The following is a 24,047-nucleotide window of genomic DNA, read 5'->3' on the forward strand; positions in this document are numbered from 1 at the left end:
CGTCGTCACTTCTCCCCCTGTTGTGCTGCGGACAGACCCGCATCGAGTATGCCCGGCAGCGCTGCCACGAAATCGTCTGCCTGTTGCTCCGTCAACACCAGCGGTGGTGCCAACCGAATCACGCCCGGCTGAGCGGCGTTCACCAGATAACCGGCATCGCGCGCGGCACCCTCGACTGCCGGCCCGACATCCTGAGTCAGAACGATTCCCAGCAACAAACCGGCCCCACGCACGTGCGACACCAGCGGATGCCCCAGCGTCTCGATGCCGGCAACGATGCTCTTGCCGACCGCGTCCGCTCGCGACACCAGATCTTCGTCCTCCACCGCCTTCAGAACGGCGAGCGCGGCGGCCGCGCAAACCGGGTTTCCACCGAACGTCGTTCCGTGCTTTCCGGGACCGAGGAGTTCCGCCGTAGCCCCGGTCGCAATGCAGGCACCGATCGGCATTCCACCGCCCAGCCCCTTCGCGAGCGTCATGACGTCGGGAACGATGCCTGCCGACTGATGTGCGTAGAACCAGCCGGTTCGCCCGATACCGGTCTGTACCTCGTCGAGAACGAGCAGTGCGCCGTTGTCCGACGTGATCCGCCGGGCAGCCGCGAGATATCCCTCCGGCGGAACCACGACGCCACCCTCACCCATGATGGGCTCGAGGAACACGGCCGCGGTATCGGCGTCGACCGCCGCCTCCAACGCTTCGACATCCCCGTACGGCACGAACTCGACTCCGGGAGGCATCGGCTCGAAAGGCGCCCGCTTCGACGGCTGTCCGGTGAGTGCCAACGCACCCATCGTCCGGCCGTGGAACGAATTCTCCGCCGCAACGATCTTCGTGCGCCCGGTAGCACGCGCCAGTTTGAAAGCCGCTTCGTTTGCCTCGGTACCCGAGTTGCAGAGGAAAACCCGCCCCGGAGCGCCCAGGTGCGAGAGCAACTGTTCCGCCAGCGCAACGGCAGGTTCACTCGCATACAGATTGGAGACGTGGCCCAATGTGCCGAGTTGTTCTGTAACGGCAGCAATCACCGCCGGGTGCGCGTGTCCCAGGATGTTCACCGCGATGCCGGCGAGCAGGTCGACGTACGCACGACCGTCCGCATCGATGACGACGGCACCTTCGCCCTTCACGAGCGCAACTCGCGGAACCCCGTAGGTGTTCATCAACGAGCTCGACCAACGTTGCTGTAGTTCCGGTGTGCCTGTCACGACACGACCACCTCCGATGTGTGAGCGGCGTTCGGTTCGGGCGTCACCATGGTGCCGATCCCCTCCCCCGTGAACAATTCGAGCAGAACCGAATGTGCGACCCGGCCGTCGATCACGTGCGCGGTGGGCACCCCACCACGCACGGCACGCAGGCACGCTTCCATCTTCGGGACCATTCCGGCGTCGAGCGACGGCAATAGTTGCGCCAGTGCGTCGACGTCGATCTGGGTGGCGAGCGAACCACGATCGGGCCAGTTGGTGTACAGCCCTTCGACATCGGTGAGCACGACCAACTTCTCCGCACCGATCGATTCGGCGAGCGCGGCCGCAGCCGTGTCGGCATTGATGTTGTGCACCACGCCGTCGGCGTCGGGAGCGATGGTCGACACGACCGGAATCCGTCCCGCAGCAATGAGATCCAGCACTGCTTCGGGGTTGACCGTGGTCACGTCACCGACGAGCCCTATGTCCGCAGGCGCACCGTCGACCATGACGGTTCGCCGTGTCGCCTGGAAAAGGTGCGCATCCTCGCCCGAGATCCCGACCGCGAACGGTCCGTGGGAGTTGATCAGACCGACGAGCTCGCGCCCGACCTGACCGAAGAGCACCATCCGCACGACGTCCATCACTTCCGGCGTGGTGACGCGGAAGCCACCGCGGAACTCGCCTTCCATCCCCAACCTTGCGAGCATCGCATTGATCTGCGGTCCGCCGCCGTGCACGACGACAGGATGGATTCCGACCGTCCGCAGAAACGCCATGTCCGCGGCGAAGGCTGCCTTGAGTTCGTCGTCGACCATGGCGTTTCCGCCGTACTTGACCACGACGACCTTGTCGCGAAACTGCTGAAGCCACGGGAGGGCCTCCGCGAGAACGTGTGCTTTCTGGCGATCTGTGATGTCCGTGAGTGTCATGACGAGTACGCCGAGTTCTCTTCGACGTACGCGTGCGAGAGGTCCGTCGTCCGGATGGTGACCTCGTGCTCGCCGACGCCGAGGTCGATGTGCAATTCGATGTCGATTCCGGACAGATCGACCTCACGGGCACCCGGCGCACCCACGCCGTCGACACACACCGGATTACCGTTGAACGACACGGTGATCTTGTCCGGGTCCAACTCGACCGGTGCGATACCGACAGCTGCCAGCACCCGGCCCCAGTTCGGATCCGAACCGAACAGCGCCGTCTTCACCAAACTGTCGCGTGCGACCGTACGCGCCGCGATCAACGCGTCGTCCTCGCTCGCCGCCCCACCGACTGTCACGATGATCCGCTTGGTGACACCTTCTGCATCAGCCATCAACTGGTCTGCCAGGTCGTCACACACCGCCGTGACAGCGGCCACCAACTCCTCCTGGGACGGTGTGACATTGCTTGCGCCCGAAGCCAACAGCAACACCGTGTCGTTGGTGGACGTTGCGCCGTCCACATCCAGACGATCGAAGGTGAGTCGGGTTGCTTCGCGGAGCGCCGCATCCAGTTGCGCGGCCGAAGCGCACGCGTCGGTGGTCACGACGCACAGCATCGTCGCCAAGGCCGGTGCAAGCATTCCAGCGCCCTTTGCCATACCGCCGACGTTCCACTTGTCGTCATGGTGCAGCGCAACCTGTTTCGGAACGGTGTCGGTCGTCATGATCGCGTACGCGGCGTCGGTGCCGCCGCTGATTCCACCGGCGAGTTCGTGCACCACCTCGGTGACCCCGGGAAGGAGCTTGTCCATCGGCAGGCGATCACCGATCAGTCCGGTCGAGCACACTGCCACCTCGACCGCGCCCGTGTCGGTGCCCCAGTTGCTCAGTGCGGAGGCCACTTCCTCGGCAGTCTTGTGCGAGTCCTGAAAGCCCTCGGGACCGGTACAGGCATTGGCGCCACCGGAGTTGAGTACGACCGAGCGCAACCGGCCGGTCGTCAGAACCTGTTGCGACCACAGCACCGGCGCAGCCTTCACCTTGTTCGTGGTGAACACCCCAGCAGCACTCAGGTCCGGCCCCTCGTTGAAAACGATTGCGAGATCGGCGTTTCCGTTCGCCTTGATTCCGGCCTGGATTCCGGCCGCCCTGAATCCCGAAGGTGCGGTGACCCCCTGGTTCCGGAACAACTTTCCGTACGGAAGCTCGCGTACGTCGGTCTGCGCTTCACCGCTCACGGGGCAACTCCCACAGTCGAGAGACCTGAGGTCTCGGGTAGCCCAAGGGCAAGGTTCATCGATTGCACAGCGGCTCCCGCCGTGCCTTTCGCAAGATTGTCGATGGCGGCGACGACCACCAGCTGCTGCGCATCCGCGTCGACCGTCACTGCCATCTGTACTGCGTTGGATCCGATCACGGCTCCGGTCTGCGGCATGACACCCTTCGGCAGAACGTGCACGAACGGTTCTTCCCCATAGGCCTTTTCGTAGATCGCGCGGATCTGCTCCTCGTCGGCAGTGGTGGCGGCCGTGCAGGTTGCGAGGATTCCTCGCGGCATGGGAGCGAGAACCGGTGTGAACGACACACTCACCCGCTCACCGGCGAGCGCCGACAGGTTCTGGATGATCTCCGGCGTGTGCCGATGAACACCGCCGACCCCGTACGCACGGACCGAGCCCATGACCTCGGCGCCGAGAAGTTCTGCCTTCGGGGCACGCCCGGCTCCCGATGCACCGGTCACAGCCACGATCGACACGCGAGGTTCGATCACGCCGGCGGCAACGGCCGGGGCCAGGGCCAGACTCGACACCGTCGGAAAGCAGCCGGGTACGGCAATTCGAGTTGCGCCGCGGAGCTTGTCACGTCCACCGGGCAATTCGGGAAGTCCGTAGGGCCAGGTTCCAGCATGTTCGCTCTTGTAGTACTTCTCCCAGTCCCCAGCGTCCGACAGCCTGAAGTCCGCCCCGCAGTCGACGATCACGGTGTCATCGGACAACGCCTTCGCGTACTGCGCGGAATTACCGTGCGGAAGGCCGAGGAAAACGACGTCGTGGCCCGCCAGGGTTTCCACGGACGTATCTTCGAGCACACGATCACCCAGCGGCAGAAGATGCGGGTGATGCGAGGCCAGCGTCGAGCCTGCGTTGCCTCCCGCGGTCAATGCTCCGATCACGAGCGATCCGTCCAGGTATGCGGGATGATTCAGGAGAAGGCGAAGCACCTCTCCACCTGCGTAACCGCTCGCTCCCGCGACCGCGACCCGTATCTGCTCCCCTGATTGAACACTCATATGATCATTATGCATCATGATGCAATCTAATTCATCAGGTGGTTCGATCCTGCGGCAAGCACCCGTCGGACGCTACCTGCCCAGTGAACGCCTGATCTCGTCCAACCTGGCCTTGCCCGCCTTCTCACGGGCGGCCCACTGCTCTTCCACGGAACGACCCGCCGCGCTCGCGTTGTCCAGTTCCTCGGCACCCGCAGCCGTACCTGCCCGCTGCTCGATCCTGTCACGCACCGCATCGAACGTGGGCACGCCGGCATCCGTGCACTCGGGCTGCGGGATGTCGGCCGAGTGCGGTGCGAAAGTCTCCGAGGGGTGGACGACCTGGGAATCGAGAACCGGCGGGGCAGGCACCTCGCCGCGCCCATCGGCCGCGGCGAGCACACCCGCCAGGCCCGGTCGGTGAGCCGCAACTGCGCGCACCACTTCGAGAAACTCCGCGTCACTCAGCTGCGACGCAGCCACCACGACCTCTCCGACCTCGACCATCGCACCGCTCCTGCCGTTCCGCTGTATCTGCCCAGCCTACGTCTGCCCAGACCCTCCGGCTTCGAACTCCACCCGCGGACGGTCGTCAGCTGCGCAGCTCGGCACCCACGGCAGCAGAGGCTTCGGCAACCGCAGCATCTCGCGCGGCGCTCGCCTCGTCCTCCGTCAAAGTGCGGTCCGCACCACGGAAGCGCAGGGCAAACGCGAGCGACTTCCGACCCTGACCGACCTGCTCGCCCTCGAACACGTCGAACAGCCGCACCTCTTCCAACAGTTCACCGCCGCCGGCGCGAAGTGCTGCTGCCACATCTGCGGCCGCGACTCCGCCGTCCACCACGACGGCGATATCCTGGAGCACCGCAGGAAACGGCGACACCCGTGGCGCGGGCAACCGCTCCGCCAGTGGCAAGGCGTCGAGGTTCACCTCGACCGCACAGGTACGGGCAGGCAGTCCCGCGCGTTCCAGGACGGCTGGATGCAGCTCACCCGCGTGGCCCACGACCGCACCGTCGACCACGAGTTCCGCGCACCGTCCCGGGTGCCACGGCAGATACTGGGCCGCCCGCAGTTCGACATCCACTCCGGCAGCTTCGGCGACGGTTCGCGCAGCCGCGAACGCGTCCGCAGCCTCGGCGTTGCGCCCCGGCCCCCACGGCCCACCCGGCTCACGAAGGCCCGTGAGTACGGCGCCTACATGAACGGGCTGAGCGGGAAGCGAGTCCAGCAACTCGGCGATCTGCGCGTCCGTGGGTCGTCGGTCGACCGGGAGCGCATCCACCGGTTTGGTATCAGGACCTGGCTTCACGACCTGAGCGATACCGAACAGCGACACATCGCGCTGACCGCGAGCAACATTGCGCGCCAACACTTCGAGCAGGCCCGGCAGAAGCGTGGTGGCCAACTCGGGGCGGTCGGATTCGAGCGGGTTCAGAACCCGGCTCGTGACACGGCGAGGATCCTCGTCCTCCAAGCCCCACACGTCGAACACGTCCGCCGGCAGGAACACGGGCGGGAGAACTTCGACGTAGCCACCGAAGGCGAGGGCACGACCGACCGACCGCTTACGACGCTGCGAAGCTGTGAGCCCACGTCCTGCGGGCGCAGCGGGAAGCACCGAAGGGATCTGCTCGAGGCCCTCGAGTCGAAGCACCTCCTCGACGAGGTCGGCGGGCTGGGTGAGGTCGGGACGCCACGAAGGGGGCGTCACGACCAACCGAGCTTCGTCGCCGTCCCCGGTTTCCGTAACGGCGCACCCGACCTGCGTCAGTCGGCGTTCGGACGTTCCGTTCGGGTACACGACACCGGCCACCCGATCGGGAAGCCCGGCGTCCATACGAATCTCGTCCCGACCAACCGCGTCGCCCCCGGCCGCAACCACGTCGGTGAGGCCGTCCTCGACTCGACCGCCGGCGATCTCGACCAACAGCGAGGCCGCGCGGTCCAGTGCGGCAACCGGGATCTGGGGGTCCACGATCCGCTCGAATCGCTTCGCGGCCTCACTCGACAACTTGTGACGGCGGCCGGTCTTGAACACGGCCAGAGAGTCCCAGCTCGCCGCTTCGATAAGGACGTCGGTCGTCTCGGTACCGACCTCCGTGCTCGCGCCCCCCATGACACCGGCCAGTGACACGACACCGGAATCGTCGGCGATGACGACGTCCTCGGGATCGAGAACCCGTTCGACCTCGTCGAGCGTGACCAGCTTCTCGCCTGCGACGGCGCGGCGGACGACCAGATCACCTGCGAGCTTCGCCGCGTCGAACGCGTGCAACGGCTGCCCCAGTTCGAGGAGCACGTAGTTGGTGACGTCGACTGCCGGCGAGATGGGCCGAATCCCGGACATGAGTAGTCGGCGTTGCATCCACCACGGGCTCACCGCAGCGGGGTCGATTCCCACGACTTTCCGGGCGGCGAATCGAGTTGCCTTCGATTCGGGCTCGAGGCGAATCGGCCAGGACTGTCCGGAAACAGGAAGCGGATCCACCTCGGCAGGGTCGGCGAAGTCCAGATCGAACCCGCACGCAAGTTCGCGAGTGAGACCGCGAACCGAGAAGCAGTACCCGCGGTCCGGAGTGATGTTGAGTTCGATGACGGTGTCGTCGAGCCCCATCAGCCCCTCGGCATCGGCGCCCGGTTCGGAAGTGCCGGGCTCGAGAACGAGAATGCCGGAATGGTCCTTGCCGATTCCGAGCTCGGCGACCGAGCAGATCATGCCGTCCGAGATCTTGCCGTACGTCTTGCGAGAGGCGATGGCGAACCCACCGGGCAACACCGCTCCGGGCAGCGCGACGACGACGAGATCACCCTCGGCGAAGTTTCTGGCGCCACACACGATTCTCTGCGGCTCGTCCGCTCCGACGTCGACCGCGCAGAAACGGATGGGTTTCTTGAATTCGGTGAGTTCGGTGATCTCTTGCACCCGACCGACCACGAGGGGACCGTCCACACCCTCGAGTACGTCGAGTTCCTCGACCTCGAGTCCGACGCGGACGAACCCGGCATCCAACTCTTCCGGGGACACGGACCATCCGGGGGTGGCCCTTTGCAGGATCTCGGTTAGCCAGGATTGCGCTACTCGCACGGCTGCTCAGCTCTTTCGTTCGTCTATGCGGTGGTCGATTGTGGGTGCGCCGGGCTCAGCCCTGCACTCCGAAAGGCAGCGTGAATCGGACGTCGCCTTCGACGATGTCACGCATGTCCGGAATACCGTTGCGGAACTGGAGCGTGCGCTCGAGACCCATGCCGAACGCGAACCCGGCGTACTCGTCGGGATCGATGCCGGACGCACGCAGCACGTTCGGGTTCACCATTCCGCAACCGCCCCATTCGACCCAACCTGCGCCACCCTTCTTGTTCGGGAACCACACGTCCACCTCTGCGGACGGCTCCGTGAAGGGGAAGTAATTGGGGCGCATACGAGTTCGCGTATCGGGTCCGAACAGAGCCCGCGCGAACGCGTCGAGGGTGCCGCGCAGATTCGCCATCGTGAGGCCCTTGTCGACCGCCAGCCCTTCCACCTGAGAGAACACAGGTGTGTGCGTGGCGTCGAGTTCATCCGTGCGGAAGGTGCGCCCAGGGCACACGACGTAGATCGGCACATCCCGTTCGAGCATCGTGCGGACCTGAACCGGCGAGGTGTGGGTACGCAACACCTGCCGCGAGTTCTCCGGTGCGACGTGAAAGGTGTCCTGCATAGTCCGGGCAGGGTGATCGGGCAGGAAGTTGAGCGCATCGAAATTGAAGTGCTCGGTCTCGACCTCGGGGCCTTCGGCGACCTCCCAGCCCATCGCCACGAACACGTCGGCAACCTGCTCGGAGATGATGGTGATCGGGTGACGTGCGCCCATGGGACGACGCTGCGTCGGCAGCGTCACGTCTATCGTTTCGGCGACCAGCACCGCCGCGTCACGCTCGGCGAGGAGGACTGCCATGCGAGCCTCGAACGCTTCCGACACCCGTGTTCGCGCGATGTTCACACGCTTGCCGGCGTCTGCCTTCTCCTTGCCGGGCAACGTGCCGAGTGCGCGTCGGGCAAGCGCAATCGGCGACTTGTCGCCCAGATGTGCAATCTTGACCTGCGCGATATCGTCGAGATCGGCAGCTCCTGCCAAGGCGGCTTCCGCTTTGTCGGCCGCTGCGGTCAGCGCCTCTTCAGTGAGGGCACTCGAATCGACGTCCGCCGCGGTGCCTTCCTTGTTAGCCACGAACGTTGCCTTTCCTCGATTTCACTTCACAGATCATTTCATCGGTCCACCGTTCGACACTGCGCGGCATTTCGGGAGTCCGCCTGAAATCCTAAGCGATACGCCCTGGACACCTCACCGCTCGGTGGTCCGGCGGTTCTGTACCCGAGCGCTCGAATACAGGCAGATCGACGCCGCGGTCGCCAGGTTCAGACTCTCGGCGCGACCGTGGATCGGAATCCGGATGCGATGGTCGGCCCGTGCCGCGATCTCCGGCACCAATCCGTGCGCCTCGTTTCCGAACAACCACGCACTGGGTGCGGACAGCAGCTCGTCGGCGTCGTCCAGGTCGACTTCGCCGTCTGCCGCGGTTGCGAGAATCTGGATGCCCGCAGCGCGTATCGACCCCAGAACGGCATCGACATCTCGTTCCCGCGCCACCGGCAGATGAAACACGCTGCCTGCGGACGATCGAACGCATTTTCCGTTGTGCGGGTCGACGCTGTCGCCCGCGAGAACCACTCCGTCTGCTCCCATGGCGTCCGCCATGCGCAGCACTGTGCCTGCATTACCCGGTTCACCGATCGCTACCGGCACCGCGAGCAACCTCGCGTCTGCAGTGACGACCGATTCGAGCGGAACGTCCACGAAGTCACAGACAGCCACCAGACCTGGTGGCGTCACGGTGTCGCTGAGCGCGCGAATCGCCCGATCGGTGACGACTGCGGTGCGAACTCCCCTCGCCTCGGCACGACCGAGGAGGTCCTCGTATCGGACGGTTGCATCCGCCGTGTGGAACAGCTCGTGAACGACGATGCATGCAGCGAGTGCTTCACCAACCGCGTTCTCGCCCTCCACGAGGAATCGTCGTGTTTTCCGACGATCGGCTGTGCGCAGCAGCTTCACAGCAGAAACGACCCGTGGGGTTCGCTCGGTGAGCGGATCCACGGGTCGTCTCCGGACTTCTGAACTGCTGGGCTCGAGGCTCAGGCCGCGTCTCCGGCGGGCGCGTTCACGTCGGACGGCAGCGCAGCCTTGGCAATCGCGACCAGACCGGCGAATGCCTCGCTGTCCGAGACAGCCAGCTCGGCGAGGTTCTTGCGGTCGACCTCGACCTCTGCCAGGCGCAGGCCCTGGATCAGACGGTTGTAGGTGATGTCGTTCGCACGCGCCGCAGCGTTGATGCGGGTGATCCACAGCTTGCGGAAGTCACCCTTGCGGGCGCGGCGGTCGCGGTATGCGTAGGTCAGCGAGTGGAGCTGCTGTTCCTTGGCCTTGCGGTACAGGCGCGAACGCTGTCCGCGGTATCCGCTGGAGGCCTCGAGAATCGAACGGCGCTTCTTCTGGGCGTTGACCGCCCTCTTTACGCGTGCCACTGAAAAATCCTGTCAATCTAGGGATCCGCGAGGGACCCCGGGTGGTCAATGCAAATGTCAGATGTCGAGCAGGCGCTTGATGCGCGGGGTGTCGGCCTTGCTGACGACAGCCTTGCCATCGAGGCGACGGGTCACCTTGGTGGGCTTGTGCTCGAGCAGGTGGCGGCGACCGGCCTTCTGGCGCAGGATCTTTCCGCTGCCGGACACCTTGAATCGCTTCGCGGTGCCGCTGTGGGTCTTCGACTTGGGCATGGAATCCTCGGTTTCTGTATTTCTGTCGTGCTGATGGAGTCGGTCTAGCTGCTGGGAGCTTCCGCGGACGAATCCCCGGTAGCCGGCTCCGCAGGCTTTGCGCGCTGGGCGGGCGGTGCTGCTGCACTCTCCTGCGCCTTCACGCGTGTCTTCGCACCCTTGTGAGGCGCGAGCACCATGGTCATGTTTCGACCGTCCTGCTTGGCCGACGTCTCGACGAACCCCAGGTCCGCGACATCTGCACCCAAACGCTGCAGAAGCCGGAATCCGAGTTCGGGACGAGACTGCTCACGGCCTCGGAACATGATCGTGACCTTGACCTTCGACCCCGCCTCGAGGAAGCGAACGACATTGCGCTTCTTGGTCTCGTAGTCGTGATCGTCGATCTTCGGACGGAGCTTCTGCTCCTTGATGACCGTCAGTTGCTGGTTCTTGCGCGATTCACGCGCCTTCTGTGCGGCCTCGTACTTGAACTTGCCGTAGTCCATGATCTTGCAGACCGGGGGACGGGCGTCCGGTGCCACCTCGACCAAGTCGAGGTCGGCATCGAGAGCCAGGCGAAGTGCATCTTCAACACGCACGATGCCCACCTGTTCCCCACCAGGTCCGACGAGACGGACTTCGGGAACTCGGATGCGCTCGTTGATGCGGGTCTCAGTGCTGATGGGGCCTCCTAGGTAGTACGGGCTTGGTCTTCGTGACCGCCCGCAGCCTGTACCGCCCGGATCCCGACAAAAAAGCCCCGCTGCGGTGAACTTCTCACCATGCGGGGCCCGATGTCGACCGATCTCGCAGCTCTCTCCTACGGCAGCAGGAAATGCAGCACCCTCCACATCGGAGAGACCCGGAAGGACTCATGCCCTACCAAGTGACCGGACCGCTGAACAGCAACTTTTCATGCTGCCAGGGTGGGAGTCGGACTCCACTTGCTGCCCTCGAATCGCTCCGAGGGCGGTCGTTGCCAACCACTTTAGCATTTGCCCACGTCGGAGGCTAATCGGCACCACACGACACCGAGCCGCAGCGAGATGGAATCCTTGAAGCCATGACGGACAACATCGAAGGCGACCACGACGACTCGGTTCGCGAGCTCTCCGACGTCCCGGCCGTGGAAGTCATCAGTCGTGCCGCGGTCATGCTGATGAGTTCGGCGGCCGAGAAGCTCGGCCTGTCCGACGCCGACCCGGACTCGAGCCCGCACCGCGACCTCGACGAAGCGCGACGCGTCATCACCGCACTCGCGGGGCTCGTGACCTCGTCCGTCGAATACCTCGGACCCCACGCGGGCCCGATCCGTGAGGGCCTTCAGGCTCTGCAGCGGGCCTTCCGGGAAGCCTCGCCCTACCCCGACGAGCCCGGCAAGGGTCCAGGCGAGAAGTACACCGGCGCCGTCCACTGATCACGCACTGACCGCGAGGTCATCGAGATCGCCCGTCAGGTGTCGGGGTGCTGATGCATGATCGCGTGATGACTCACACACATTTCGTCCTCGTGCCCGGATTCTGGCTCGGTAGTTGGGCATGGGCTGCAGTCGCGGCCAACCTCACCGAGCGTGGCCACAAAGTCACCGCATTGACCCTCCCGGGGCTCGAGTCCCTGGAGACGAACAAGGGTGATGTCACTCTCGAGGACCATGTCACCGCAGTGGTGAACGCCCTGAAGTCCAACGACACCAATTCCGACGACACCCACGCAGAGTCGGTTGTGCTGGTTGCACACAGCGGGGCGGGCCCGGTCGCGTACATGGCCAGCGACCGAGTCCACGACCGACTCGATCGTGTGGTGTACGTCGACAGTGGCCCCATGCCGTCCGGTGCGCGGATACGTGAAGACGTCGAGGGTGCGGATTCGATTCCACTCCCGTCGTGGACGGAGCTCGAGAACGACGACAACAGCCTCGAGGGCCTCGACGACGCCGCTCTGGAAACCTTCCGCACCCGGGCTGTACCGCAGCCGGCGGGACCTGCCCGCGACGAGGTCCGTGTGTCCGACGATCGGCGGCTCGGGGTGCCGGTCACGGTGGTGTGCAACAGCTTCCCTGCCGAGGTGATCGTGCAGATGGCCGCTGCCGGACACCCGATGGCAGTGGAACTCGAGTCCATCGAATCGGTCGAATACGTCGATCTACCTACCGGCCATTGGCCTATGTGGTCACGTCCGGACGACCTCGCGGAAATCCTTCATGCAGTGACCCTCGAGTAACAGACGGCTCATGACTGCGACACGTCGAACCCGCCGCTCGGGGGTCGAACTTGATCAGTCACGTTTCCGCACAATGCCCCGTATGACGCGCACCACCTGGAATGGCGCGACAGCGATCAGGCCGTAGAAGAACACCGTGTAAGGCCACGGGCTGTGGGTAGTGACCTGTACTCGCGCGTCATCGTGGACCCAGTACGCACACTGCATTCCGACAGGAAACAACTCGTACTCATGGGTCCAGTCGATCAAGGGATGGAAAGCGGTCACGCGATCCGAATCGGTGGGTAAAAGCAGGTCAGTGGGGAAGCCCTCTGGTACATAACCGTCCCTCATCGAGCAGGTATAGCCCGGGTAGTCGTTGTAATCCTCGGCGCCCACCGCAGCCAGCACGCACAGGGCGGCGCCGAAAGACAGGACGATCGACACCCCAACTGCGAGAGAACGAGCGCCCGAGCTTTGGGCACGAAAGGACAGATAGGTAGCCACCCCGAGTGCTCCGATTGCGATCGGCACCGGTGGCCAAATCAACGGCATGAACGCTTCTATTGGAAGCTCCCCTCGTCACGACATCACCGTCAACGCTTTGCTGCCACCTTCTTCGATGTCCGCTTCTGCGCGACAGCCTTTTTCGCAGCCGGCTTTCTCGTGGACTTCGCAGACCCTCGTGGCGCCGCACTCGGCCGAGTACCCAGCGCCTCACGCAGGAACGTCCCCGTGTAACTTTCGGGAACCTGTGCGACGTCCTCGGGCGTTCCCTCCGCGACCACCGTGCCGCCTCCCGAACCGCCCTCGGGCCCCATGTCGACAATCCAGTCCGACGTCTTGATGACGTCGAGATTGTGCTCGATGACGATGACCGTGTTGCCCTTGTCGACTAGGCCGTTCACCACGCCGAGCAGCTTCCTGATGTCCTCGAAGTGCAGACCCGTCGTCGGCTCGTCGAGGATGTACACCGTTCGCCCCGTCGACCGCTTCTGGAGTTCGGCGGCAAGCTTGACACGCTGCGCCTCTCCTCCGGACAGGGTGGGCGCTGGCTGTCCGAGCCGGACGTACCCGAGACCGACCTCGACCAGCGTCTTCAGATAGCGGTGAATGGACGTGACCGGCTCGAAGAACTCCGCCGCCTGCTCGATCGGCATGTCGAGCACTTCGGCGATCGTCTTGCCCTTGTAGTGGACCTCGAGCGTTTCGCGGTTGTATCGCGCGCCGTGACACACCTCGCACGGCACGTACACGTCCGGGAGGAAGTTCATCTCGATCTTCAAAGTGCCGTCACCGGAGCAGGCTTCACACCTGCCGCCCTTCACGTTGAAGGAGAATCGGCCCGGCTGATACCCACGCACCTTCGCCTCGGTGGTGGCTGCGAAGAGCGTGCGGATCTTGTCGAACACACCGGTGTACGTAGCGGCATTCGACCTGGGTGTCCGCCCGATCGGCGACTGATCGACCTGCACCAGCTTGTCCAACTGATCGAGTCCGTTGATCCGGGTGTGCCGTCCCGGGACCTGCCGAGCGCCGTTGAGTTTGTTCGCCATGACCGTCGCGAGGATGTCGTTGACGAGTGTCGACTTTCCCGAACCGGAGACACCGGTCACCGTGGTGAGGACACCCAGCGGGAAACTCACGTCGATGCCACCCAAGTTGTGTTCACGCGCACCGACCACGGTCACCTGGCGCTTGCGATCCACGGGTCGACGAATCTCGGGAACCTCGATGAAGCTACGCCCGGAAAGGTATGCGCCGGTGAGGGATTCCTCGCACTCGAGAAGTTCACTGTATGGCCCGCTGTGCACGACCTTGCCGCCGTGTTCGCCGGCGAGCGGACCGATGTCCACAACCCAGTCCGATGTCCGGATGGTGTCCTCGTCGTGCTCGACGACGATCAGGGTGTTCCCGAGATCGCGGAGGCGGGTGAGGGTTTCGATGAGCCGGCGGTTGTCCCGTTGATGCAATCCGATGGACGGCTCGTCCAGTACGTACAGCACACCGACAAGACCTGAGCCGATCTGAGTTGCGAGGCGGATGCGTTGCGCCTCACCACCGGACAACGTACCGGCAGCTCGGGCGAGGGAAAGGTACTCGAGTCCCACATCCAGCAGGAATCCGAGTCGCGCCTGAACTTCCTTGAGGACCTGACCGGCAATCGCTTCTTCGCGGGAAGCAAGAGTGAGGCTGTTGAGAAAGTCGGCGCAGTCGGAAATCGACAGCTCGCACACCTGCGCGATCGACTTCTTGCCGAACTTGCCGCTCGCGATGGTGACCGACAGGATCTCGGGCTTGAGGCGGGCTCCGTCACAGGCGGGACACGGGATGTCACGCATGTACCCGTCGTAGCGCTCCTTCATCTGATCCGACTCGGTTTGCTCGAGTCGGCGGTGCAGGAACGGCATCACGCCCTCGAAGTCCGCGTAATACGAACGAACTCGGCCGTACCGATTCTTGTAGCGGACGTGCACCTGATCGGTACTGCCCTCGAGGATCGCCTTCCGCGCCTTGGCGGGCAGCTTGTTCCACGGCGTGTCCATGTCGAACCCGAGCACGTCGCCCAACCCGGACAACAGCCGTCCGAAGTACTCGGAGGTCTGTCCCATCGACCAGGGGGCAACTGCACCCTCCTGCAACGTCAATTCCGGGTCGGGAACGACGAGATCGGGGTCGACTTCCTTGCGAATTCCGAGGCCGATGCATTCCGGGCACGCACCGTACGGCGAGTTGAACGAGAACGAGCGCGGCTCGAGATCGTCGATCGCGAGCGCGTGACCATTGGGGCAGGCCAACTTCTCCGAGAACCGTCGCTCACGATCCACCGCGTCCTCGTCGCGGTCCACGAAATCGAGCACGACGATCCCCTCGGCGAGACGCAGAGCGGTCTCGATCGAGTCGGTCAGCCGCTGCTTCGACGTCGGCTTGACGGCGAGACGGTCGACGACGACCTCGATGTCGTGCTTTTCCTGCTTCTTCAGCTTGGGTGGATCGGTCAGCTGATGGACCACCCCGTCGACCCGAACACGTGAGTACCCCTGGCCGTTGAGCTGATCGAAGAGATCTACGAACTCACCCTTTCGAGTCCGCACGACCGGCGCGAGAACCTGGAATCGGGTGCCTTCCTCCATGTCGAGCACCTGGTCCACGATCTGCTGCGGTGTCTGACGGGCGATCTGCTCGCCACATACCGGGCAATGAGCGGTGCCCGCACGCGCATAGAGCAGTCGGAGGTAGTCGTATACCTCGGTGATGGTGCCGACGGTGGAACGCGGGTTGCGGTTGGTCGACTTCTGATCGATCGACACCGCGGGCGAGAGGCCCTCGATGAAGTCGACGTCGGGCTTGTCCATCTGCCCGAGGAACTGCCTGGCATACGCAGACAACGACTCCACGTAGCGGCGCTGGCCTTCGGCGAAGATCGTGTCGAAGGCGAGGCTCGATTTGCCGGAGCCGGACAGCCCCGTGAACACGATCAGAGTGTCCCTGGGCAGATCGATGTCGACCCCCCGCAGATTGTGCTCACGCGCACCCCGCACGATCAGGCGATCCGCCACACCAAGTCCCTTCATTGTTCGACGAGCCGACTCGTTCGATCGATGGTTCGTTCCGCAGCGCAACGCGCGGCCGCTCTTCGCCGACGAATCAGGCGTAGTCATCGTAGTTCGACCCACCGACACGTTGCCGGTCGCGAACGTGCGGTCCGCGTCCACCTGCGCGTATTCGACGGTAGCCTGCCTACATGAGCGATCGAACCCTCGACATCGACGACAACTACACAGGGCATGTCAGTGCCGGATCACGTCCACAGCGACGGACCACTGCGACGGCCGGCATCACGAAGATGTCGGTCGGCCCCATGAACAACAACGTCTACGTCGTCGTTTGTTCCGCTACCGGCGAGTCGGTGTTGATCGACGCCGCGAACGAAGCCGACCGAATTCTCGCCCTGGTCGCGGGGCTACCGAAACCGGTCGGCCGAATCGTCACGACCCACCAACACCCCGATCACTGGCTCGCACTCGAGGACGTCGCGAAATCGACGGGCGCGCCTACCGCGGCCCATCCGCTCGACGCCGATCCGCTGCCCGTCCGCCCGGATAATCTGCTGGCAGACGGCGACACCGTGTGTGTGGGCGAACTGACCCTGGAGGTGATTCACCTTTCCGGTCACACACCTGGCTCGATCGCCCTCGCGCTCACCGATTCGGACGGCAGCACACACCTGTTCACCGGGGACTCCCTCTTTCCCGGCGGTGTCGGGAAGACTGCTGACCCCGAACATTTCGAATCCTTGCTGCACGATGTCGAAACGAAGATCTTCGACCGTTACCCGGACACCGCCGTCGTGTATCCCGGGCACGGTGACGACACCACTCTCTCCGCGGAGCGCCCCAATCTCGGGGATTGGAAGAAGCGGGGCTGGTGAACACAGTTTTCGGGGCTCTCCCCGACCCGTACCCTGACGCTCGACTCGAAGCCTGGTTAGGGTGAGACGAGTACCGAACAATTGGAGGATGCCGATGCTCGTTCGTCGAATTGCCCGCCCGTTGCTGTCCACGATCTTCATCGCGGGTGGCATCGATGCACTCAAGAATCCGTCTGGAAAAGCACAGGCTGCCGCGCCCCTGATCGACAAGTCCACCGAGGCCCTGCCGTCTTCAGTGACGGACACCGTGCCGACGGACGTCGAAACGCTCGTCAAGATCAATGCCGCAGTGCAGATCGGGGGCGGCGTACTTCTCGCCACAGGTAAGGCACCACGCTTCGCTTCGTTGGCGCTGGCGGGCAGCCTCGTTCCGACCACCCTTGCGGGTCACGACTTCTGGAACGAGAACGATCCCGCACAGCGTTCCGCGCAGCGGATCGCATTCCTCAAGAACGTCAGCCTTCTCGGCGGCCTTCTCATCGCCTCGGTGGACACCGAGGGCAAGCCGTCCCTCGGCTGGCGTGGGCGTCGTGCTGCACGCAACGCACAGGCTTCGCTGGCTGGGGCGATCCCGCTCGCATCGTCGAACGACGACCATCGCGCCGAACATGCCTTCGCAGCCGTATCCGACCGTGCCCGCACGCTCGGAGAAGAAGCCGCCGAGCGCGGTTCCGGTCTCTTCGACACCGCACGTGAACGCGGCTCCGAACTCGCGAAGACTGCGCTCGACAAGGGAGGCGACTTCATCGATGTTGCCAAGGATCGCGCACCCGACATCGCGGAGGCCGCCAAGGAGCGGAGCAGCGACTGGGCGTCTCTCGCCGCCGACAAGAGCAGCGACTGGGCATCGACCGCTGCCGAGCAGAGCGAGGTCCTCGGCAAGCGTGCCCGTAAGCGCGGCAAGGAACTGAACAAGCGCAGCGAGAAGCTCGGCAAGAAAGCTCGCAAGCGGAGCGAGGAACTGAGCAAGCGCAGCGAAAAGTTGGGCAAGACGGCCCGCGAACAGACCGAGGCGGCCATCGAGAAAGCCCGCGCGGAGCGGGCGAAGCTGGTCAAGTGAGTCGTCCGCAGAGTGCGCTGACCAGCGCACTCTGCGGAACTCGAGCGACCCGACTAGAATTCCTTGGCACTTTTGCCGCTGCATGATCTGTGCAGCCGACCAGCCGAGGAGACCCTTTTGCCCCACGAGGGAACGTCACACGACGAGCGAGAGCTCGAGCAGAAGTACGTGACGATGCTGTACGACCGACTCGACGGTCTCCGCGCATATGCCGCAGACCGACTGAGCCGAATCCTGTTGGAGTCCGGAGGAACCCCTCAAGCCCGCAGTGAACGCGAATCGTTCAATCAGCTCTACACCGAAGACCTCGCCAAGTACGACGCCGCCGAGAACGGGTTGGCGTTCGGTCGAATCGACCTCGGCGACGAGGTGCGGTACGTCGGACGCCTGGGCATTCTCGACGAAGAGAACGACTACGACACTCTTCTCCTGGACTGGCGCGCTCCGATGGCACGGCCGTTCTATCTCGCTACACCAGCGGCGCCCGACGGAGTGACACGGCGCCGACACATCCGTACCCGCAGTCGCACGGTCACCGCGATCAACGACGAGTACCTGGACCTCGCCGCGGCCGAAGCTGCCGGGGCCACCGCGGTCGCGGGTGGCGTAGCCGGCGAGAGCGCATTGCTGTCCGCACTGAACACCGCGAGAACCGGCCACATGAACGACATCGTCGAAACGATTCAGGGCGAACAGGACACCATCATCCGGACCGAGCACAAGAGCGTGCTCGTCGTCCAGGGCGGACCCGGAACCGGTAAGACCGCTGTCGCACTGCACCGCGCCGCCTACCTGCTCTACACCTACCGTCGGCAGCTCGCCAAGAGTGGCGTGCTCATCATCGGTCCGAATCCGACCTTCCTCGACTACATCGGTCAGGTACTCCCCGCCCTCGGCGAGACCGGGGTGCTGCTGTCCACCATCGGCGACCTCTATCCCGGGGTCCGCGCCACCCACGAGGAGTCGCTTGCCGCCGGAGTGATCAAGGGCTCCACCGATATGGTCGCGATCCTGAAGAAGGCAGTGCGGGACCGACAGGAACTGCCGAAGGAACCGGTCACGCTCAGCTTCGACACCTACGAGTTGCAACTCGACCGCAAGACGGTGACCCGGGCACGCGGCCGCGCACGATCGTCTCGGCGTCCACACAATCTGGCCCGACCGATATTCGTCTCGGCGGTGATCGAAGCGCTCGCCGATCAACTTGCCGGCCGAGTGGGACAGAACCTCGTCGACGAGGGGAATCTGCTGAGCCGTAACGACATCGCGGACATGCGCGACGAGATGCGTGAGGATTCCGACATCATGTCCGCCGTCAACAGTCTGTGGCCCGAATTGTCTCCGACGGTGGTTCTTCGCGACCTGTTGGCGTCCCCGGAACGTCTCGCGTCGGCTGCCCCCGACCTCGACCGTAGCGAGCTCGACGCGCTGCACCGCGACACACACATCGGCTTCAGCGATGCGGACGCACCTCTCCTCGACGAGCTCGCCGAATTGCTCGGGGTGGACGATGCGGCCGAACGTGAACGTGCGCAACGCGAATGGCGGGCACAGATCGAGGATGCACAGGGCGCACTGGACATTCTCACCGGGTCCGCTCCGCAGGATCTCGAGGACGAACTCGACCCGGAGATCCTCATGGCGTACGACCTGATCGACGCCAGTCAGCTCGCACAACGCCACGATGTCGGACGCAAGCAGACCACGGCCGAACGCGCGGCCGGTGATCGAACCTGGACCTACGGACACGTGATCGTGGACGAGGCCCAGGAACTGTCCGACATGGCATGGCGGATGTTGATGCGCCGCATACCCAATCGATGGATGACTCTCGTCGGCGACACCGCACAGACGGGTGATCCGGCGGGCACGACCTCGTGGCAGGAAATTCTAGAACCGTATGTCGCCAATCGCTGGAAGCTGACTGAGTTGACCGTCAACTACCGCACCCCGGCCGAGATCATGCGCATTGCACACGCGGTCCTGCAGGAGATCGACCCAACTCAGTCGGAGCCCCGCTCCATCCGTGAATCCGGTTTCGCGCCGTGGGCGTTGCAAGTGCCCTCGGAATCGGCGATCGACGCGACCGTGCGCGAGAGGGTCAGCCGAGAGTCAGGGCCGGGAACCACTGTGGTGATCGGCAGTCACTCCCGCGTCGCGGGCTTCGCCGATCTTGAATCCGATTCGGTGAGCGTACTGACGGTGCGCGATGCGAAGGGCCTCGAGTTCGATTCCGTCCTGATCGTCGAGCCCGGCGAGATCCTCGACGAATCGCCGCGCGGCATCAACGACATCTACGTGGCACTCACCCGCGCGACGCAACGACTCGGAGTCGTCCATCACGAGGAACTACCCGCAAGTCTGCGCGGCCTCGACGGACTCACCACCGACGAACACCCGTGACGGTACGACGCAGGGGCATGGCAGCAGATTCCGCTGCCATGCCCCTGCGTCGTGTTACGCCGAGCTACTCGGTCAACGAATCGTGTGCACGATCAGCACGTCCGAGGTCGACTTGCGGGCGGCATCGGAAGGGACCGACCCGAGCAGGCGACCGGTCAGCGTGTTGAGTCCGCGATTGCCGATGACGAGGAGATCCGCTTTCGTCTCGTCCACCAACTCGAGCAGCGACTCGACCGGCGCTCCGACGACGGCACGCTCCTCGACCTCCTTGACGCCGGCGCCGTGTGCACGCTCACGCGCGGTACGCAGGATGTCGTACGTGGGTGCGGAACCGGTGATCTGGTATGCCTCGTCCTTCAACGCATCTGCCGCCTTGCCCACGTCCTTCGGGTCGGCCGGGTAGTAGGCGCACGCGATGATCAACTTCGCATCGGCGTCCCCCGCGATGGCAGCGGCCTTCTCGACGGCCCGTAGTGACGATTCGGAGCCATCGGTTCCGACGACAACGGTCCGGTAGGCGCTCATTCATTCCTCCAAAGTGCAGACGGTCAATTGGCCGCGAGCAGGCATCGCCGATGCCCGACCCTGTCGGCCGCTGTGCTGACACTAGCCGTAACGGCCGCCAGAATCGTGCTTTTGCAGCACACGCCACCATCCGCCGTGCAGAGAACAACGTGGAGATGGCGTTCAGCGCGAACTTCCGTGGCGTGGACCGAAGATCCCGTCAGGGAAGACACCCGCGGCGAGCACGGTGTCGCGCCACGGCTGTGCCAGTTCGAGAAGGCGACCGACACCCTCGGCCCCCAGGTTCGACCACGGCTGCAAAGCGAGTTCGTCGGTGAGATCCTCGACGACCTCGCGCAACTCGATTCCGTCCTGAGTGAGCGCTCCGTTGCTGTCGAGAAGTTCTCGATCCCGCAGGTCGCCGCATGTCACGTCCCACTGTTCCTGGGACCACCCTCGCCGAGTACGCGCGAACTTCGTGGCAAACCCGATCCCGGTCGCCGTGTGGGTGACCAGCGCTTCGCGCCCACTCAGACCTGCAGTCTGTAAAGCGGCGATGTGACCGTCTCCCCGATACTCCCGCAGCAGGGTGAGTCCGTGCCAGAAGACGAGGTGCGGCGCTTCGGGCCACTCCAGATCCGCGTGACCGGCATACAGGGGCCGCCCTTCCGGCCCTGGGATTCCGTCTACGGCGATCGCAACCAGCTGAGCGGCCTCCGCCATCTCGGGCGACGACGTGACGTCCTCGCCCAGGATCCGAGTGTAGGCCTCGCCTACTCCAGCCACCCGCGCCTCGACGACCGACTTCGGGTCCGCGAGTGACCACGCCCGTGGAATCACGGCCTCGATCACTTCCGGATTGAAGTTATAGAACGTCGACGCCACCACACCTGAACCCACCGCGCCCATCGAGGCGGATCTCCCTGCGAAGTAGGTCATTCGACCAGGCTCGAGTCCGATATCGACGAAGCGTGATTCCACCTCGGGCACGAAGTAGCCGATGCTGTGCAGGAGATCCAACGATCGGGCAGCTCGCCCGGCGGTCTGTGCATCCATACCGGGACCGTACCTGGAACGTACCGACAGCACCGGTCTAGGTCAGGCCGGCGGCGTCCATACCGCGCAACTCCTTCTTCAGGTCGGCGATCTCGTCACGCAGACGACCCGCCAGCTCGAACTGAAGCTCGCGTGCGGCATTCATCATCTGCTCGGTGAGCTGCTCCACGAGGTCGGCAAGTTCCGCCCGCGGCATGGACTTGGTGTCGCGGCCCTCGTATACACCGGCACTGACCGAGCGGCCCGCTTCTCCCTGTGCGCGACGACCCCGCGATGCGTTGCGGCCGGACCCACCCACGCCCACACCCGCGGCCGTGTCCTCGGCTTCTTCGTAGACCTGATCGAGGATGTCGGCGATCTTCTTCCGCAAGGGTTTCGGATCCACGCCCATCTCGGTGTTGTACGCGATCTGCTTCTCGCGGCGCCGTTCCGTTTCCTCGATTGCGTGTTGCATCGAGTCGGTGATCTTGTCGGCGTACATGTGCACCTGTCCCGACACATTTCGTGCCGCACGCCCGATCGTCTGGATGAGGCTGGTCGAGCTCCGGAGGAAACCTTCCTTGTCCGCATCGAGAATCGCCACGAGCGACACTTCGGGAAGATCCAAACCCTCACGCAGAAGGTTGATTCCGATCAGAACGTCGTATTCGCCGAGGCGCAGCTGACGAAGCAGTTCGACGCGGCGCAGCGTGTCGATATCGGAGTGGAGGTATCGCACGCGGATGCCGAGCTCGAGCAGATAGTCGGTGAGATCCTCCGCCATCTTCTTCGTGAGCGTTGTGACGAGGACGCGCTCGTCCCTGTCGGCGCGCTCGCGAATCTCGTGAACCAGATCGTCGATCTGCCCTTTGGTCGGCTTCACGACCACCTCGGGGTCCACCAGGCCGGTGGGACGAATGACCTGCTCGACGAACTCGCCACCAGCCTGCCCCAACTCGTATTTCCCGGGAGTGGCGGAGAGATACACGGTCTGGCCGATGCGGCCGGCAAACTCCTCCCAGGTGAGTGGCCGGTTGTCGGTGGCGGACGGCAACCGGAAGCCGAATTCGACGAGGTTGCGCTTCCGTGACATGTCGCCCTCGTACATCGCACCGATCTGCGGGACCGTGACGTGCGACTCGTCGATCACGAGGAGGAAGTCCTCGGGGAAATAGTCGATCAGGGTGGCGGGCGCCGAACCCGCAGGACGCCCGTCGATGTGTCTCGAGTAGTTCTCGATACCGGAACAGAACCCGACCTGCTTGATCATTTCCAGATCGTATTGAGTGCGCATACGAAGCCGTTGGGCCTCGAGAAGCTTGCCCTTGTTCTCGAGATCGGCCAGCCGTTCCTCGAGCTCCGCCTCGATATCCTTGACCGCACGTTCCATGCGCTCGGGACCCGCGACGTAGTGAGTGGCCGGGAATATGCGCAACGAATCGACCTGCCGTACGACATCGCCGGTGAGCGGATGAAGGTAATACAGTGCCTCGATCTCGTCACCGAAGAACTCGATCCGGACCGCGAGCTCCTCGTACGAAGGGATGATCTCGACCGTGTCACCACGGACCCGGAACGAACCGCGGGTGAACGCCATGTCGTTGCGGTTGTACTGAACGTCGACCAGCAGACGCAGCAGCGCATCGCGAGGAACCTCGACGCCGACCTCCAACTCGATAGACCGATCGAGATAAGACTGCGGTGTACCCAGACCGTAGATGCAGGACACGGATGCCACCACCACGACATCGCGACGGGACAACAAGCTCGACGTGGCCGAGTGCCGCAGTCGCTCGACATCGTCGTTGATCGACGAGTCCTTCTCGATGTACGTATCCGTCTGCGCTATGTACGCCTCCGGCTGGTAGTAGTCGTAGTACGACACGAAATACTCGACCGCGTTGTTGGGCAACATGTCACGCAGCTCGTTGGCCAGCTGCGCGGCCAGCGTCTTGTTCGGCGCCATGACCAGCGTGGGACGCTGCAGCTTCTCGATCATCCACGCCGTGGTGGCCGACTTACCGGTGCCCGTTGCACCGAGGAGGACCACGTCCTTCTCCCCCGCGGTAATGCGTCGCTCGAGATCTGCGATGGCTGTCGGCTGATCGCCGGCGGGTACGTGGTCACTGACGACCTCGAATCGGCCCGTCGATCGTTCGATCTCACCGACCGGACGAAACTCGGAATGCGCAACCACTGGATGCTCGGATGCAAACGCCATGCAGCCAGGGT

At 64.2% G+C, this 24,047-nt stretch carries 21 protein-coding genes; 5 read left to right on the forward strand and 16 right to left on the reverse strand.

The window, feature by feature from the left end; genetic code table 11:
- Positions 1–5: 5 nt before the first annotated feature.
- The 11 genes from ACFWO3_RS14895 to infC all read right to left on the reverse strand — a co-directional run bounded on the left by ACFWO3_RS14895 (position 6) and on the right by infC (position 10,865).
- Positions 6–1,205 (reverse strand): acetylornithine transaminase, encoded by a 1,200-nt coding sequence (locus ACFWO3_RS14895; protein WP_378578855.1) that lies wholly within the window; start codon positions 1,203–1,205, stop codon positions 6–8.
- Positions 1,202–2,119, reverse strand: a complete 918-nt coding sequence (argB, locus tag ACFWO3_RS14900; RefSeq protein ID WP_378578857.1) for an acetylglutamate kinase — start codon at positions 2,117–2,119, stop codon at positions 1,202–1,204. The genes ACFWO3_RS14895 and argB overlap by 4 nt, the downstream gene beginning before the upstream one ends.
- Entirely contained in the window at positions 2,116–3,351 is a 1,236-nt protein-coding gene (gene argJ, locus ACFWO3_RS14905) for a bifunctional glutamate N-acetyltransferase/amino-acid acetyltransferase ArgJ (RefSeq protein WP_378578859.1), read from the reverse strand. Before argJ ends, argB begins: the two co-directional genes overlap by 4 nt.
- Positions 3,348–4,403 carry an N-acetyl-gamma-glutamyl-phosphate reductase gene (gene argC, locus ACFWO3_RS14910; RefSeq protein WP_378578861.1) on the reverse strand — a complete coding sequence of 352 codons (1,056 nt, stop codon included), beginning with the start codon at positions 4,401–4,403 and terminating at the stop codon, positions 3,348–3,350. The genes argJ and argC overlap by 4 nt, the downstream gene beginning before the upstream one ends.
- A gap of 72 nt (positions 4,404–4,475) precedes the next feature.
- Positions 4,476–4,889 (reverse strand): hypothetical protein, encoded by a 414-nt coding sequence (locus ACFWO3_RS14915; RefSeq protein WP_378578863.1) that lies wholly within the window; start codon positions 4,887–4,889, stop codon positions 4,476–4,478.
- Positions 4,890–4,974: 85 nt separating this feature from the next.
- Positions 4,975–7,470: a phenylalanine--tRNA ligase subunit beta gene (gene pheT, locus ACFWO3_RS14920; protein ID WP_378578865.1), complete on the reverse strand. Its 2,496-nt coding sequence runs from the start codon at positions 7,468–7,470 to the stop codon at positions 4,975–4,977.
- Positions 7,471–7,525: 55 nt separating this feature from the next.
- Complete coding sequence (gene pheS, locus ACFWO3_RS14925; RefSeq protein WP_378578867.1) at positions 7,526–8,593, reverse strand: phenylalanine--tRNA ligase subunit alpha; 1,068 nt, start codon at positions 8,591–8,593, stop codon at positions 7,526–7,528.
- A gap of 114 nt (positions 8,594–8,707) precedes the next feature.
- A complete protein-coding gene (locus ACFWO3_RS14930) occupies positions 8,708–9,520 on the reverse strand; it encodes a TrmH family RNA methyltransferase (RefSeq protein WP_378578870.1) in 813 nt (270 codons plus the stop codon).
- A 38-nt stretch (positions 9,521–9,558) separates the two neighbouring features.
- Positions 9,559–9,948, reverse strand: a complete 390-nt coding sequence (gene rplT / locus ACFWO3_RS14935; RefSeq protein ID WP_378578872.1) for a 50S ribosomal protein L20 — start codon at positions 9,946–9,948, stop codon at positions 9,559–9,561.
- A gap of 57 nt (positions 9,949–10,005) precedes the next feature.
- Positions 10,006–10,200, reverse strand: a complete 195-nt coding sequence (gene rpmI / locus ACFWO3_RS14940) for a 50S ribosomal protein L35 (RefSeq protein ID WP_378578874.1) — start codon at positions 10,198–10,200, stop codon at positions 10,006–10,008.
- Positions 10,201–10,244: 44 nt separating this feature from the next.
- Entirely contained in the window at positions 10,245–10,865 is a 621-nt protein-coding gene (infC, locus tag ACFWO3_RS14945) for a translation initiation factor IF-3 (protein ID WP_378579248.1), read from the reverse strand.
- A gap of 380 nt (positions 10,866–11,245) precedes the next feature.
- Here infC and ACFWO3_RS14950 point away from each other — a divergent pair, with 380 nt between their 5' ends.
- Both ACFWO3_RS14950 and ACFWO3_RS14955 read left to right on the forward strand, forming a co-directional pair.
- Positions 11,246–11,599, forward strand: a complete 354-nt coding sequence (locus ACFWO3_RS14950; RefSeq protein ID WP_378578876.1) for a DUF1844 domain-containing protein — start codon at positions 11,246–11,248, stop codon at positions 11,597–11,599.
- Between the two features lie 68 nt (positions 11,600–11,667).
- On the forward strand, positions 11,668–12,402 hold the full coding sequence (locus ACFWO3_RS14955; RefSeq protein WP_378578878.1) for an alpha/beta fold hydrolase: 735 nt from the start codon (positions 11,668–11,670) through the stop codon (positions 12,400–12,402).
- A 54-nt stretch (positions 12,403–12,456) separates the two neighbouring features.
- On the opposite strand, the gene ACFWO3_RS14960 is transcribed toward ACFWO3_RS14955, so the two are convergent.
- Positions 12,457–12,888 carry a hypothetical protein gene (locus ACFWO3_RS14960; protein WP_378578880.1) on the reverse strand — a complete coding sequence of 144 codons (432 nt, stop codon included), beginning with the start codon at positions 12,886–12,888 and terminating at the stop codon, positions 12,457–12,459.
- A gap of 89 nt (positions 12,889–12,977) precedes the next feature.
- A complete protein-coding gene (gene uvrA, locus ACFWO3_RS14965) occupies positions 12,978–15,941 on the reverse strand; it encodes an excinuclease ABC subunit UvrA (protein ID WP_378578882.1) in 2,964 nt (987 codons plus the stop codon).
- Between the two features lie 185 nt (positions 15,942–16,126).
- On the opposite strand from uvrA, the gene ACFWO3_RS14970 reads away from it, so the two are divergent.
- The 3 genes from ACFWO3_RS14970 (at position 16,127) to ACFWO3_RS14980 (ending at position 20,276) form a co-directional block, all read left to right on the forward strand.
- Entirely contained in the window at positions 16,127–16,813 is a 687-nt protein-coding gene (locus ACFWO3_RS14970; protein ID WP_378578884.1) for an MBL fold metallo-hydrolase, read from the forward strand.
- A 94-nt stretch (positions 16,814–16,907) separates the two neighbouring features.
- On the forward strand, positions 16,908–17,873 hold the full coding sequence (locus tag ACFWO3_RS14975; protein WP_378579250.1) for a DoxX family membrane protein: 966 nt from the start codon (positions 16,908–16,910) through the stop codon (positions 17,871–17,873).
- 117 nt (positions 17,874–17,990) lie between these two features.
- On the forward strand, positions 17,991–20,276 hold the full coding sequence (locus tag ACFWO3_RS14980; protein WP_378578885.1) for a HelD family protein: 2,286 nt from the start codon (positions 17,991–17,993) through the stop codon (positions 20,274–20,276).
- A 72-nt stretch (positions 20,277–20,348) separates the two neighbouring features.
- On the opposite strand, the gene ACFWO3_RS14985 is transcribed toward ACFWO3_RS14980, so the two are convergent.
- The 3 genes from ACFWO3_RS14985 to uvrB all read right to left on the reverse strand — a co-directional run bounded on the left by ACFWO3_RS14985 (position 20,349) and on the right by uvrB (position 24,036).
- The gene (locus tag ACFWO3_RS14985) at positions 20,349–20,801 is read right to left on the reverse strand and encodes a universal stress protein (protein WP_378578887.1); all 453 of its coding nucleotides are present in this window, start codon (positions 20,799–20,801) and stop codon (positions 20,349–20,351) included.
- 162 nt (positions 20,802–20,963) lie between these two features.
- Positions 20,964–21,836: a hypothetical protein gene (locus tag ACFWO3_RS14990; protein WP_378578890.1), complete on the reverse strand. Its 873-nt coding sequence runs from the start codon at positions 21,834–21,836 to the stop codon at positions 20,964–20,966.
- A 37-nt stretch (positions 21,837–21,873) separates the two neighbouring features.
- Positions 21,874–24,036 carry an excinuclease ABC subunit UvrB gene (uvrB, locus tag ACFWO3_RS14995; RefSeq protein ID WP_378578892.1) on the reverse strand — a complete coding sequence of 721 codons (2,163 nt, stop codon included), beginning with the start codon at positions 24,034–24,036 and terminating at the stop codon, positions 21,874–21,876.
- Positions 24,037–24,047 lie beyond the last annotated feature (11 nt).

It is taken from the genome of Rhodococcus sp. NPDC058521 (assembly GCF_042719695.1).
Taxonomy (GTDB): domain Bacteria; phylum Actinomycetota; class Actinomycetes; order Mycobacteriales; family Mycobacteriaceae; genus Rhodococcus_F.